This window comes from Sporosarcina sp. SG10008 (assembly GCF_044569405.1).
Lineage (GTDB): Bacteria > Bacillota > Bacilli > Bacillales_A > Planococcaceae > Sporosarcina > Sporosarcina psychrophila.
In genome coordinates, this window is sequence record NZ_CP172607.1 from 55,573 (window position 1) to 69,143 (window position 13,571).

Sequence of the window (13,571 nt, forward strand, 5' to 3'; positions counted from 1 at the left end):
TAAAATCATAAAAACTCAGACAGTTGCTGTTGACGTTTATCGAGCATAATTTGTTCTGGTTTGATCCCTTGTTCACGCAGCAATTCAATATTCTGCATGAGGAATTCGTCACTGCCAACTATATAGAACTGTCCGTCTTTATCGGCAGTTAGATTTTTCACTTCTTCATAGTAGTCTTTCCGATTATCGACGAACCGTGATATGAATTTCTTATCAGGTGCAGATTCAAAAATAGTAGAGAATAGGAAATCCTTTGACGAATCGATGTTTAAGGAATGAACTTGATTGACGTTTTCCGCACGTTCAAAGTAATCAAGTACAAGTGGTCTGAAAGTTGCCAGGCCAACGCCTGATGACAATAGATAAACATTTTTGTTTTCTCTTTTAAGTGGTATATTCGAATGAGTTTTAAATATTGCAACTTCATTGCCAACTTCAAGATTTCTTAAGATCGCTTTAAACTCGGAGCAATGTTCTCTGATACGGGTTGTAATGCCAATTGAATTTTCATGAGGTAAAGTGGATATTGACATGTGGCGAATTAAGCTACGGTTCGGCTTATCTCCAGCGTTAAAACCTTTAAGTGCGAAATGAGTGTGGGAACCTTCCTCCCATGAAAAGTCCTCCGGACGATCGAGCAAGTATGTTTTCACTTCAGGAGTTTCTTCAATAATTTTATTTATTTTAGTCCAGTATATTTGCATTATACTCTCCCTTTACATTTATATTTTCTGTCACTATTAAATATATAGTAGTTGATAACGATTATCAATTAAATGGTTTTTTATTTCAAGTCTTGCAAAAAAAACTTTAATTAAATCAGGTTAGCTAGAATGCTTAATAAAAAGTTCCTATGTAACATTGAACTATGAATCCAATGTTGCATGCGAAAATTAATTTCTTCATGCTCACTTCTTGTTAGTTAAAGTATTTGATGGCAAACAACTATTTAAAAGGGAAGCAACTGAAATATATACATGAACGATGGTGTAGGTGAATACACATATGTCGAATGCGTTGCATGGTTGGAGATTTGAAACGAGATATTGAATGAAAGGTGAAGAATCGTTTTTAACTTGATTCTTCACCTTTTATGTTGAGTAATATATGCCAATCACCATGTAATTGGCTCTTATACAGACATAGTCAAACGATAAATAGACAAGGTAATTGTGAATTGGTATGGGGAATTTCATCGATAAACTGGTTAGATAGGATAAATAGAGAGGTGTAGCCAAAGTATATAGTGCCATCTTTTATCCAATTGGAGATTTTTATATAATTTCTTTGATGCAATTCGAAACGAACAGTTTTATATTGTTCCTTAAAAGCTTTATTCGAAGAGTTGGCATGGTTAGACTTACATACTATATAAATGTAAAAAGCTTGAGGATTCAAATTTGAATCCTCAAGCTTTTTACAATTTCAGTGTTTAATATATCGATTTTAAAAATTAATAAGAAACTAAATAAACAACATAATTGATTTAAAGATTTTAAGCTCTTCCTAGCGGGTATAGAGATAACCAATAGGGCGTCCAAAATCAATTAGATTGCTCAAATAATCGGTCATAATCCCTTTACAGTTAATAGTTATTGGTCTGCTTACAAAGAAGGGAATATCACTCGGTAAACCTTCAAAACTATCAGTGGAACAAAAGGCGGTTCTTTTCGAAACTGTATTCTACGACAAGACGAGATGATTACACAGCTTTGTATGAGACTATAAAATTGAAATCATGTATTCAATCTACTTAGAATAACTGTGAAATAAATGGAAGGTATTTAAGTTTTAATTTCAACTCATCCTAAGTTATCTTGTCGAGTATTAATTCTTAACAATTTTTAACATAAAGCATCTTGCTTTTAATGAAATTTACAAAAGCTTTACAAAATACCTGTTGAAAATTTACACTAGGCGATTATTCTAGTATTAGACAAGATACGACATAAAAAAGTTCCTAACCTATTTCTAGGAGGTCACAAATGACTAGGTTGAAAAGAGTGAAAATGGGATTATTAACGCTGTCTCTAATTACTATACTATCCGCATGTACAAGCAATGATGAACCTAACGGACAAGCGTCAAAAGGTAGTAACGCAACAGTGTCTATTTCAGGATCAACATCTGTAGGGCCGCTTGCTGAAAAACTAGCCCACAAATATTCAGAGCAAGACAAAACGAATATTGAAATAAACCAAATTGGTTCATCTGCGGGTATTACCAACGCAATCAGTGGCGTGTCTGAAATAGGTATGTCTTCACGAGATTTAAAGGATGAAGAAATAGCGAGTGGATTGAATGAGGTCGTTATTGCTTATGATGGAATTGTAGTAGTGACTCATCCAACTAACAAAATAAAAGATCTTACGATGGAGCAAGTAAAGAAGATTTTTACTGGAGTAGTGACGAACTGGAAAGAACTTGGTGGAGATGATATGGAAATCGTTGTTGTCTCTCGCGAGGATGGTTCAGGTTCACGTGATGCTTTCCAAGAAATTGTCGATTACAGCTCTGGCGAATTAATAAGAAATGCAATTATTGCAAGTGGTAACGGTAATATTAAAACAACAGTAGGGAACAATAAACATGCAGTGGGCTTTATTTCATTTGAATATATCGATGACTCCATTTCGACAATCGACATTAATGGCGTAGCAGCAAATGCAGAAAATGTTCTAAAAGAACAATACAGTTTGTCTAGACCATTCTTATTTCTATATAAAGAAGGTCAATTAACAGAGGATGGCCAACGATTTATAGATTTCATCTTAAGTGAAGATGGACAACTCATTGCAGCTGAAGCAGGAGCTATTCCTATAAAATAAAAGATTCTTAAAGAAAAACAGAACCATAATTTTGAGTGTGATTTTGGAGGAATAAAGTGTGTCTATCCCAACAACTAACGAGCAGGCCGTAGCAATCGGTAAAGCAAATAAAAGGAAGTATTTGTTAGAGAAGGTGTCTTCAAGAATTTTCTTGATTTGCGCACTTCTTTCAGTTATCACTTTATTGTTAATCATTGGATTTGTATTTTATAAAGGAGCTCATCCCTTTGTAGCAGGTGGCTATAGCTTTATAGATTTTATTTTTGGTACTGATTGGGTACCGAGTGAAGATAAATTCGGTATCTTCCCAATGATTGTTGCATCAATTTATGCAACAGTTGGAGCATTAATTATTGGGGTTCCTATCGGTTTATTTACAGCGATTTTCTTGGCGGAAATTGCCTCTAAAAGAGTAGCTAAAATTATTTCACCAGCCATTCAGTTGCTAGCTGGTATCCCATCTGTATTATATGGTGTATTTGGACTTGCAATCATTGTTCCATTTTTACAAGATACGTTCGGTTTAGTGAAAGGACAAAGTTTACTAGCTGTTATTCTTGTGCTAGCAATCATGATGTTACCCACAATTGTGACTGTAGCAGAGACAGCGATTCGTGCGGTCCCTCATACATATCGTGAAGGATCATTAGCACTTGGCGTATCTCATATTGGGACAATTTTTAAAGTCATTGTACCAGCAGCTAAGTCAGGAATTATGACGGCAATCGTATTAGGTTTAGGTAGGGCCATTGGGGAAACGATGGCAGTTATCTTAGTAGCTGGTAATAGTTTAATCGTCCCTACGAGCCTTACAGATAGTGTTCGTCCACTGACGACAAATGTTGCTTTAGAAATGGGTTATGCATTCGGTACACATCAAGAAATGTTGTTTGCAACGGGAATTGTTTTATTCTCATTTATATTAATTTTGAATTTTGTATTAGCCAGAATCAGTGCGAAGGGTGGCAACTAAGATGAGGCAATTTAAAGATAACTTGTTACGTGGACTTTTATGGTTCTCGGCTTTCTTATCGGTTGCTGTCCTCGTTATGATTGTGGGGTTCATCTTTTATAAAGGATTTCGTTTAATCAGCTTCGATTTCATCTTTGGCGATTATTCACCAACTGGAGGCGGCGGTATTTGGCCAATGATTGTAACAACGGTCTACACAATTGTTATTTCATTGATCATCGCAACACCTATTGGGATATTAGCGGCCGTTTACTTGCAAGAATACGCGAAACAAGGGCGTTTGGTAAGAATCATACGTTTTGCAACAGAAAGTTTGACAGGAATCCCCTCGATTATTTACGGTTTGTTTGGGGCAGTATTCTTTGTAACAACCTTAAAGTTAGGTATGTCCATTATTGCTGCTTCATTAACATTAACGATTATTGTTTTGCCTGTCATCATCCGAACAACAGAAGAAGCATTGAAAACAGTACCGGCTTCCTATCGTGAAGGTTCGTTAGCACTTGGGACAACGAAGCTACAAACCTTATATAAGGTGATTTTACCTAATGCCATGCCGGGGATTTTATCGGGTATCATCCTCTCTGTTGGACGAATTGTTGGCGAGTCAGCTGCTATTTTCTTAACAGCCGGAACTGTTGCTGCCATGCCAAATGGAATCTTTTCATCGGCTCGAACGTTAACGGTTCATTCCTATTTAGTCACACAAGAATCGGGAGACATTGAACTTGCTGCAGCAGTGGGGATCGTCTTAATCGTTCTCATTTTGATCATCAACCTTTCAGCAACCTACATATCAAAAAAGTTAAACAAAGGAACCAACAAATAAGGAGTGCTTATCAATGAGTACAGCAGTAATGGAACCAGCAATCACACAAAATCAAGTAGGAAAGGTATTTGCGCATATGGAGCAACATAAAGTAGGTACATCGAAAATTAATGTAACGGATTTGAATTTATTCTATGGTGAGAAACAAGCGCTGTTCGGCGTCGATCTTGCTATTCGTGCAAATGAGGTTACTGCTTTAATCGGTCCTTCAGGTTGTGGCAAATCCACTTTTTTACGAACATTAAACCGAATGAATGATTTAATTGATGGTGTGAAAATTACAGGTGAAGTTGTCATTGATCATGAAAAAATTTATAATTCAAGTGATGTAATTAAATTACGCACAAAAGTGGGAATGGTATTTCAAAAACCAAATTTATTCCCAATGAGCATTTACGATAATGTTGCCTATGGTCCAAAGGGGCAAGGCATAAAAAATAAAAAAGAATTAAATCGAATTGTGGAAGAAAGTTTACGCGGAGCCGCGATTTGGGAAGAGGTAAAAGACCGTCTTAAAACATCAGCACTAGGTTTGTCTGGTGGTCAGCAACAACGTGTTTGCATTGCACGTGCCATTGCGATGAAACCAGATGTTATATTAATGGATGAGCCTACTTCCGCACTAGATCCAATTTCTACGTTAAAAGTCGAAGAACTAATCACGAAATTGAAAAAAGATTATACGATTGTTATTGTTACTCATAACATGCAACAAGCTGCACGAATCTCTGATAAAACAGCATTTTTCTTAAATGGAGAAGTTGTTGAATACGATGATACAGATACAATTTTCTCTACGCCTAAGGATCAAAGGACAGAAGATTATGTGACAGGTCGATTCGGATAATAGGGGGTAACAAAGGGGTATGCGAGAAAACTTCGAGAAAAACTTAGAGGAATTAAAAACTAAAATCACCGAAATGGGTGAACTATCCATTACTGCTCTAGAAAGAGCAGTGAGAGCCTTGAAAACACAAGATGTTGAGCTGGCTATTAAAACCATAGAGGGCGATACGGCGATTGATAAACTTGAAATGGATATTAACCAGTTTGCAATCTGGATCATGGCAAAAGAAGCGCCTATTTCAAGGGATTTACGCGAGATTATTGGTGTACTAAGAATTTCATCTGAAATTGAACGGGTTGCGGATTTCGCAGTAAATATTGCGAAATCAACCATTAAGATTGGCCAGACAACCTCTTTACTGGAACTTACACATGTAGAGAAGATGAATGAACTATCAATTGAGATGCTCCGAAAAGCACTTCGATCTTTTTTAGAGGAAAGTATGGTACTTGCTAAAGAAGTTGGCGACTTAGAGGATGAAGTGGATCAATGTAGTCGTGAAAACTATAAAAAACTGACTACGTATTTAAGTGAACATCCAGAAGACACAAATCAGCTTGTTCAGTTATTATTTGTAAATCGTTATCTTGAGAGAACAGCAGACCACATCACAAATATTGCTGAGAGCGCGGCATATCTGATTAAAGGTCAGATATATGATTTTAATTCATAAAAATAAACCGGGGGAGAAAAATGAAAAATTTTCTCCTCCGGTTTTATTTAAGGTAGCTCGTAATAAAAATTAAGGGTATTCTATACATAATAAAAATATAGGGGAGGAAACTAGTATGACAAAGAGAAACAAGGAGTTGTCACTAGAACAACGTGAAGAATTACTCGAAATATTGAAAGCTCGTTTTGAGAAAAACATGAATCGCCATAAAGAACTTGAATGGAGTAAAGTCCAAGCGAAGTTGGAAGCGAATACTGAAAAACTATGGTCGCTTAATGAGATGGAAATAACCGGTGGTGAACCGGATGTTGTTGGTCATGATAAAAAGTCGGGCGATTATATTTTTTATGACTGTTCAATAGAAAGCCCTAAAGGCCGTAGAAGTGTTTGTTACGACCTTGAAGCGTTGGAGTCAAGAAAAAAGCATAAACCAGAAAATAATGCTCTTGATATGGCTTCCGACATGGGCATTGAGCTTTTAACGGAAGAACAATACCGGGAGTTACAGGAACTTGGAAAGTTCGATATGAAAACATCGAGCTGGGTGCAAACACCTGCCAATATTAGAAAACTCGGAGGGGCTATCTTTTGTGATTGGCGCTACGACACTGTCTTTGTGTATCACAATGGAGCAGAATCCTACTATGCTGCCAGGGGGTTCCGTGGCTCGCTGAGGGTCTAAATTTTGCACCCACTAAGCTTATAGACGATGAGATAGAGTGATGGGTGCCAGGTTCTTATTGATTTGTGAATTGTTTTGGAACCTGGTACCCTTCACAATGGTTTTTAAAAAGTTACTTTTTCATGGATATTTAGTGCTCGTTGTAGTGAACTTAGTTGTTCATCGCTTAAAGGAATCATAGGTAAGCGGACACCACCGACAGGGATTCCTTTTAAATTCAAAGCTGCTTTTACAGGTGATGGATTTGGAGCAGCAAAAAGTGCTTTCATTATAGGTAGTAGTCTACGATGATCCTTAGCTGCCTCTTGAATATTGCCGCTTTTGAAATGTTCAACCATCGTTTGCATTTCATTTCCTATAACATGGGATGCTACAGAAATAACACCTGTTCCACCAATTGATAACACTGGAATTGTTAAACCATCATCACCGCTATACAATGAAAAATCTTCAGGTGTATGAGTAATAATTTCGACCATCGCATCTAAATCACCGCTTGCCTCTTTAATAGAAACGATATTAGGTATTTTTGAAAGGCGAATGACTGTTTCAGCAGATATGTTGACAACACTGCGTCCGGGAACATTATAAAGTATAATCGGTAAAGATGTGACCTCCGAAATTGTCTTAAAGTGTTGATATAATCCTTCTTGAGATGGGTTGTTATAGTATGGCGCAACGAGCATAATACCATCGACACCTACATCTTCTGCAAGTATTGTTAGTTCAATTGATCCTTTTGTGTTGTTCGAGCCTGTACCAGCAATCACCGGAACTCTGCCATTCACAACGTCCACTGTAAACTTGAATAATTTGACCTTTTCTTCTTCTGTTAACGTCGGAGACTCTCCTGTTGTACCAGATACCACTAAGCCATCTGTTCCATTAGCAATTAAATAATTAATTAAGTTTTTTGTAGCTTGAAAATCAATTTCACCATTTTCATCAAAAGGAGTCACCATAGCAGTTAATACTTGTCCGAAATTCATTATTTCTCCACATCCTATAATTTATTTTAAAAAAATAGAGGAAGAAGGGCAGTTAGTGAATGAACGCAAAAAAGCAACAACAAGGGCTCGTTGTTGCAGTAGAAATAATAAATTATTTCTTTGCATAAGATAGCCCTCCATATAGTTTCCTATATGACAATTCTGTGTTTATTCAACACAGAACCAGCTTCAAGAAAATGAGATTCTCTCCACTTCGGCAAATTCCCCTTTCCACAAATGTCACAGGATCTCATCATCCTCCACGTGTGTACTGATGGTCTTTGCGCCTCTATCCTTACTTCAAAATTTTTGAAATAAGTGAATTTCTAATTAGACAAACCTTACCTCTATTCTAACGCAATTGCAAGGGAAAGGTGCCGAGTTCTAGAAAGGTTCTGAATTTAATGGGGACTTGATATTCTTTTAAATGTTATTTCGTCTGTTGATGACCCATTTATTTGAATAAAATACTAGTGAGAAGGGCTTGATGACCTTCATTTTCACTGGACTATTTCCGGCCCGCTTCCGGCTAACTATTCATGACAGATTTACTGAGGGGTACTAGCCATACATTTTTTAGTAATCCTGTTGTGGATAGTAGCCTGTCGCGTTCCTGCATTGTTCAAGTGGAAAATGCAGCTGTTTTGGAAGAAATGAATAGATGACTTTCTATAGAGAGTGTAAGTGCCCGAAGATACAATTTCGGGCACTCTTGAACGTTGTATAATGTGCTTCTTGCTTACTTTTAAGAAAGACTATGCATCTAATCATGTGATGCCTAATAGAAAGTGACACTTCTTTACTATTAAAAAAGAGAAAATCATAAAGAAAGTTTCAGCCGCCAAAATTGTATCTTTGGCGGATTATATCCAGATAAGAAGAACCGCTGTTCTTTCGTCCCAAAAAGTAGTTGTACACGTATCGCCTGAATTACTCTACGGAGCGTTTGTTGCCAGAATGGTTAATACACACTAAGATGAATGTATCAGGAAGCGAATCGATGGATTGTGGCTAAGAATAGAAAGAAAACAGCGGATTAGTTAATAAACAAGAGTTAGGAATAAATGTATAAAGGTGATGTTAGTTATGAAAGTTGAAATTGAAAATGAAATTATAGAATTTAATGTTCAGTATGGAAATAGGAAGAAGCTAGCGATTCAGATAGATTCGTTTGGTTTCATAACTGTTAAAGCTCCAAATGACACAAGTAAAGAAATGATTGTCAGTGCCATTGAGAGCAAAGGGAAAAGGATACTAGAGAAAATACATGAAATTGAAGTAGCTCGAGAAGCCCCTAAGGCAAGAGAGTATCACGCTCAAGGGAAGTTTTTATACCTTGGGAAAGACCGTTTTCTTCATGAGTTAATAGATAGTAGTGAGTTAAATGAAGAGGTACTTAAAAGAAATCTCAAGAAGTTCTATATCGCCAGCTGTAGGACGATTATAGAAGAACGGATAAAAATATATCAAAAACAACTAAAAGTAAAGCCTAAAATCATCGAAATAGTAGAGTCTAAAGCCAAGTGGGGTAGTTGTAGTTCGGATAAAAAGCTAACTTTTAATTATCGTCTAGCTATGGCCCCGGTTGAAGTCATCGATTATGTGATAATCCATGAACTTTGTCATATACTTCATATGAATCATGATCGCTCATTTTGGAGACGTGTCGGAAGTATTATGCCGGATTATAAAGAGAAGGAAGAGTATTTGGCGAGGCATGGGTATTCAATGTCACTTTAATAAAAACGATCACATTTCGAAATGTGATCGTTTTTTTGTGTTCGAAAACGTATTCTCTATTGTTCTTGGTGATGTTTTACTTGTAGTTCCCCGATGGTTGAGGTCACAACTTACTTCAATTTGGTTAAATTGGAAGAGGTGAACAGATCCAGGGGATTTTAATCAATTTATAAAATTCGCATTGTTTTCTGCGAATTTAAATTAGTTTATGGTATTATTTACCTTGTATGGGAAGGTGGGAAGACATGAAAACTAAAAAAATCATTAAGACCACATTAGAGATAGTAGGTTTTCCGTTTGTAATGGCAAACATGTATTTTGATAAGAAGAATAGGGTAAGAGAAATAGGTGATTTAGTAAATATAAAAGATAGGGTAGTTCATACTGTTGTTTCTGAATGTGAAGAGGCTAAATGTACTGTAATATTAGACGCGGGGTTAAGTTGCTGTTCAATTGATTGGTATTATATTCAGCCTCAATTATCTAAGTTTTGCAGGGTAATCTCATTTGATAGAGCAGGGTATGGTTGGAGCACTGCAATAGAGAAAGCATACACAAGCGAAGATGTTGTTAGTGATTTATCGGAGATTTTAGAGAAGCTTCAAATAAATCCACCATATATCTTAGTAGGACATTCCTTTGGGGGTCTAAATATGCGATTATTTGCTAGTAAATATCCAAATAAGGTAGCATCTTTAATCTTAATTGATTCTGTTCATGAAAATAGATATTTGAGTGCTGAATGGGACGCTGTTCGAAGGAAAATGCATAGGAAAAATCTGAATTTATTCAAGTTCGGTTATCTCACCAGTGGTTTAGGGCTTCCGAAATTATTAAAACTTCCTGTTGGAAGAAAACAACTTCCAGAACCATATCAGAAGTATATTAAGTATATAGGATACCGTTCAAAATCTTATGAAGCTGTTTTTAAGGAATTTCTATATAGCGAAAAATCTGCTATGCAACTTAAAAAGTCCGAACCACTTAATTTAAATCTATCCGTAACAATTCTAAGTTCTAATAATATAGACCCAATTTGGATTAAACAACAAAAACTTCTTAGTAATTTGACAAATAATACTGTGCAAATTAAAACTAACAATAATCATTCAATACATTTAGAAAACCCAGAATTAGTTATAGATACTATAAGCAGAGCTGTAAAACAGTTAGATGACAATATGTCTTTGTTGTGCTAAGAGATATGTAATCGCGTTATTCACTGGTGTCGCGTAGTTGTGAATAGGAGAAAAAAGATGCAGTAAATTGAAATCTAGTGCTTGTGAAAATATAAAAAGGTATTTTGAGTTGTTTGGGTAGTGTGTATCTTTCACTAAGGAGAAGGGAGAAGGAATACTCTTGGGAACCCCTTTAGGCATCGTGAATTGGGTAGAACAAAATGAAGTTATGGATGATCTATTAATTCAAGGAGACACCTTAACCATGCAGCCAATGGATCATGGATTTGAAGCTGAAGTCATGAAGATATGTTCAGGTAAAGATAGCTTTGTATTGAAAGTATGGAGTAAGAGTTCTAAACCCGATATTAGTTTTCAATATCGATTATTGAATGTCCTATTGGAACGAGGATTATCAGTCTCTAAACCATTAGGCTGGGGGATAAATCTAAAAGGAGATAAGGTGTTGTTAACAACATTTGACGGAATACCTGTGCTTAAAGCAAACGAAAAGAAAATGACAAAGATTGCAAACATCTTATCAAAAATACATCAAATTCCCGTTAAAGAGATTGGAAATATAAAACTTCCAAAGTACGATTTCATTGACTATTTTTTTCCTGGAGTAAGAGAACACTCTGACATATATAAAGCATTGATTTCTCTTGTACAAACAACCCAAATAAAGCAAGAACATATTATTCATGGCGATTTTCATGTGAATAACATTATGGAGGAAAATGACCAGTATACTGTAATCGATTGGACGAATGGGCAATTAGGGGACCCGAGATATGATTTTGCGTGGTCACTTACTTTACTGAAAATATATGTCTCAGAGCGATATGCTTATGTGTTTCGTTCTGCTTATCTTTTAGAAAATGATATTCAGCAGAAGGAACTTGAAGTTTTTGAAGCCTTGGCTTGTCTCAGGTGGCTCGTGCTTAATAGAAGTGGTGGGGTACCCAAAGATTCTAATACAATAGAAAGAGTAAAAGGTTTAGTGACAAATAATCCTTCTTTAAAAGAATTTGAGTTTACTATATAAAAGGAAGGGGATGATTATTTCCCCTTCCTTTTATTATGTCATACGCAACGAATGTCAGTTTAGATATGTACCTCTAGAAATGAATACAGTTACATCTTAATTTATACTACCGTCAGCACCCAACGCACGTTGGATGCGTTACATGGTTGGAGATTTAATTATAGATTATTAAGGAATCCAACCCATTAAAAATAATCTCTTTACTATAAATGGGGTAAAGGTTTATTGGGTATTCAAGTATTGCAAAAGGTACCAGGTTAAAAACAATTGGGAATTGTTTTTAACCTGGTACCTTTTTTGTGTCCAGTATTCGACTCAATAACAAATCATTTAATCCTCTCGGTACTCAAATTATTATTAATTGATTTGATGTTTGGCATGTTATTAATAATGTGAAACCAAAATACATTCAAGAAAAAAAGTGTTTTTTGTGTGGTAACGAGTAATTGAATACGAATGTAATTGATTCCAATACGGGTTTTAATTAAATTATTTCTTTCAGTATTTGTGAGGTGAGAAAAGCCTGAATTAATAAGGGGTGAATAACATATTTTTTCAGTAATCAGACTATGAAACATTTAATAATAATAAGGTATTCATGATTTTTATATAAATGAAAAGTGAACTTGTTGAACGTTTTGTGACGTAATTACTAGCCTTTCGGTGAAGAATTGATGAAGTTTTGATGAAGTTCGCTTTAGGTAATTGTTTTTAGTATTTCATTATAATAAGATGAAAATGTGTTGTGAGAGTAACCGACTAATATGTTTTTTTATTATGCTACTAAAGCTTATAGAGTAAAAGAAAGGGGTACCTTCATGAGAATGAAATGGACTTTTTTAGGTTTGATTATCAGTATTATCGCAGTGTTAGCTGGCTGTGAACCAGTAATGGTTATGGATCCAAAAGGGCCGCAAGCTGAAACGATTTCTAATGTTATTTGGATATCGATTGCTACCATGGCGTTGGTTGTGGTCGTGGTTTTCGGTATGTTGGCATACATCGTAATAAAATATCGTGCGTCGAAACAGAGCGCAGATTATGAGCCCCCACATATCGAAGGTAATCCGGTGGTTGAAGCGATTATTGTTGGTATTCCGGTTCTGATTATCATTTTCCTTTCAATCATCACTGTCAAATCCACTTATGAAGTTGAGGCGACACCAAAGGGTTATGAAGGTCAAAAGCCATTGGTTGTTTATGCATCTTCCTCTGACTGGAAATGGCATTTCAGTTATCCGGAAGAAAATATCGAAACGGTTAACTATTTGTATATCCCAACAGATCGACCGTTGGAATTTAGACTTTACTCATACGGACCCATCACGAGTTTTTGGATTCCACAACTTGGCGGACAAAAATATGCAATGTCGGACATGGTGACCACGTTACATTTGGCAGCTAGCGTTCCGGGAGAATACATGGGGAGAAATGCAAACTTTAGCGGTAAAGGGTTCGCTGAGAATATATTCCATGTGGAAGCGATGCCTGAATCGGAATTCGATAAATGGGTAGAAGAAGTGAAAGCGACTGCGGATACTCTTACTGAAGAGAGATTTGAAGAGTTATTAGAACCGGGTCATCTTGGCCAATTAACGTTTAATAAAACTCACTTGGAATTCTCACCGGCTCCAGAAGGGGAGCATGGGGGACATCAACATGGATCAAGTAATTCCGATGATAAAGCAAAAAAAGACGAATCTACCGATGTTGATGGTGGATCAGACATGGAACATCAACATTAAAATTTCCAAACAAATCACTTTGCATATAGAGTCTAATTT

The 13,571-nt window shown here is 36.1% G+C and carries 12 protein-coding genes and 1 riboswitch; of the genes, 10 read left to right on the forward strand and 2 right to left on the reverse strand.

Annotated features, from left to right (window positions below; all coding sequences use genetic code 11):
* Nucleotides 1–5 precede the first annotated feature (5 nt).
* A complete protein-coding gene (locus tag ACGLYD_RS00235; protein WP_399630687.1) occupies nucleotides 6–704 on the reverse strand; it encodes a dihydropteridine reductase in 699 nt (232 codons plus the stop codon).
* 1,281 nt (nucleotides 705–1,985) lie between these two features.
* On the opposite strand from ACGLYD_RS00235, the gene ACGLYD_RS00240 reads away from it, so the two are divergent.
* The 6 genes from ACGLYD_RS00240 to ACGLYD_RS00265 all read left to right on the forward strand — a co-directional run bounded on the left by ACGLYD_RS00240 (nucleotide 1,986) and on the right by ACGLYD_RS00265 (nucleotide 6,832).
* Entirely contained in the window at nucleotides 1,986–2,828 is an 843-nt protein-coding gene (locus tag ACGLYD_RS00240) for a phosphate ABC transporter substrate-binding protein (RefSeq protein ID WP_082786475.1), read from the forward strand.
* Between the two features lie 58 nt (nucleotides 2,829–2,886).
* Entirely contained in the window at nucleotides 2,887–3,801 is a 915-nt protein-coding gene (gene pstC / locus ACGLYD_RS00245; RefSeq protein WP_187046612.1) for a phosphate ABC transporter permease subunit PstC, read from the forward strand.
* Nucleotide 3,802: 1 nt separating this feature from the next.
* The gene (gene pstA, locus ACGLYD_RS00250; protein WP_067205651.1) at nucleotides 3,803–4,630 is read left to right on the forward strand and encodes a phosphate ABC transporter permease PstA; all 828 of its coding nucleotides are present in this window, start codon (nucleotides 3,803–3,805) and stop codon (nucleotides 4,628–4,630) included.
* 76 nt (nucleotides 4,631–4,706) lie between these two features.
* Entirely contained in the window at nucleotides 4,707–5,477 is a 771-nt protein-coding gene (pstB, locus tag ACGLYD_RS00255; protein ID WP_399633064.1) for a phosphate ABC transporter ATP-binding protein PstB, read from the forward strand.
* Nucleotides 5,478–5,496: 19 nt separating this feature from the next.
* Nucleotides 5,497–6,150, forward strand: a complete 654-nt coding sequence (gene phoU / locus ACGLYD_RS00260; protein ID WP_338653635.1) for a phosphate signaling complex protein PhoU — start codon at nucleotides 5,497–5,499, stop codon at nucleotides 6,148–6,150.
* 115 nt (nucleotides 6,151–6,265) lie between these two features.
* Nucleotides 6,266–6,832 carry a DUF4256 domain-containing protein gene (locus tag ACGLYD_RS00265; RefSeq protein ID WP_338653633.1) on the forward strand — a complete coding sequence of 189 codons (567 nt, stop codon included), beginning with the start codon at nucleotides 6,266–6,268 and terminating at the stop codon, nucleotides 6,830–6,832.
* Between the two features lie 104 nt (nucleotides 6,833–6,936).
* Here the strand turns inward: ACGLYD_RS00265 and dapA are convergent, their stop codons facing one another.
* Nucleotides 6,937–7,821 (reverse strand): 4-hydroxy-tetrahydrodipicolinate synthase, encoded by an 885-nt coding sequence (gene dapA, locus ACGLYD_RS00270; protein ID WP_338653631.1) that lies wholly within the window; start codon nucleotides 7,819–7,821, stop codon nucleotides 6,937–6,939.
* Between the two features lie 122 nt (nucleotides 7,822–7,943).
* A riboswitch (Lysine riboswitch) is annotated at nucleotides 7,944–8,121 on the reverse strand.
* 786 nt (nucleotides 8,122–8,907) lie between these two features.
* On the opposite strand from dapA, the gene ACGLYD_RS00275 reads away from it, so the two are divergent.
* The 4 genes from ACGLYD_RS00275 (at nucleotide 8,908) to qoxA (ending at nucleotide 13,532) form a co-directional block, all read left to right on the forward strand.
* Nucleotides 8,908–9,561: a M48 family metallopeptidase gene (locus ACGLYD_RS00275; RefSeq protein WP_187046616.1), complete on the forward strand. Its 654-nt coding sequence runs from the start codon at nucleotides 8,908–8,910 to the stop codon at nucleotides 9,559–9,561.
* A gap of 245 nt (nucleotides 9,562–9,806) precedes the next feature.
* Entirely contained in the window at nucleotides 9,807–10,760 is a 954-nt protein-coding gene (locus tag ACGLYD_RS00280; protein WP_399630692.1) for an alpha/beta fold hydrolase, read from the forward strand.
* A gap of 160 nt (nucleotides 10,761–10,920) precedes the next feature.
* Nucleotides 10,921–11,787: an aminoglycoside phosphotransferase family protein gene (locus ACGLYD_RS00285; RefSeq protein WP_399630695.1), complete on the forward strand. Its 867-nt coding sequence runs from the start codon at nucleotides 10,921–10,923 to the stop codon at nucleotides 11,785–11,787.
* A gap of 818 nt (nucleotides 11,788–12,605) precedes the next feature.
* Nucleotides 12,606–13,532, forward strand: coding sequence for a cytochrome aa3 quinol oxidase subunit II (gene qoxA, locus ACGLYD_RS00290; protein ID WP_399630696.1), 927 nt, complete (start codon nucleotides 12,606–12,608; stop codon nucleotides 13,530–13,532).
* Nucleotides 13,533–13,571 lie beyond the last annotated feature (39 nt).

Excerpts from the sequence above, each read along its gene's own strand:
- ACGLYD_RS00280 (WP_399630692.1), top strand. The coding sequence starts at position 9,807 with ATGAAAACTAAAAAAATCATTAAGACCACATTAGAGATAGTAGGTTTT.
- qoxA (WP_399630696.1), top strand. The coding sequence starts at position 12,606 with ATGAGAATGAAATGGACTTTTTTAGGTTTGATTATCAGTATTATCGCA.
- ACGLYD_RS00235 (WP_399630687.1), bottom strand. The coding sequence starts at position 704 with ATGCAAATATACTGGACTAAAATAAATAAAATTATTGAAGAAACTCCT.
- pstB (WP_399633064.1), top strand. The coding sequence starts at position 4,707 with ATGGAGCAACATAAAGTAGGTACATCGAAAATTAATGTAACGGATTTG.
- dapA (WP_338653631.1), bottom strand. The coding sequence starts at position 7,821 with ATGAATTTCGGACAAGTATTAACTGCTATGGTGACTCCTTTTGATGAA.
- ACGLYD_RS00275 (WP_187046616.1), top strand. The coding sequence starts at position 8,908 with ATGAAAGTTGAAATTGAAAATGAAATTATAGAATTTAATGTTCAGTAT.
- ACGLYD_RS00240 (WP_082786475.1), top strand. The coding sequence starts at position 1,986 with ATGACTAGGTTGAAAAGAGTGAAAATGGGATTATTAACGCTGTCTCTA.
- pstA (WP_067205651.1), top strand. The coding sequence starts at position 3,803 with ATGAGGCAATTTAAAGATAACTTGTTACGTGGACTTTTATGGTTCTCG.
- phoU (WP_338653635.1), top strand. The coding sequence starts at position 5,497 with ATGCGAGAAAACTTCGAGAAAAACTTAGAGGAATTAAAAACTAAAATC.
- ACGLYD_RS00265 (WP_338653633.1), top strand. The coding sequence starts at position 6,266 with ATGACAAAGAGAAACAAGGAGTTGTCACTAGAACAACGTGAAGAATTA.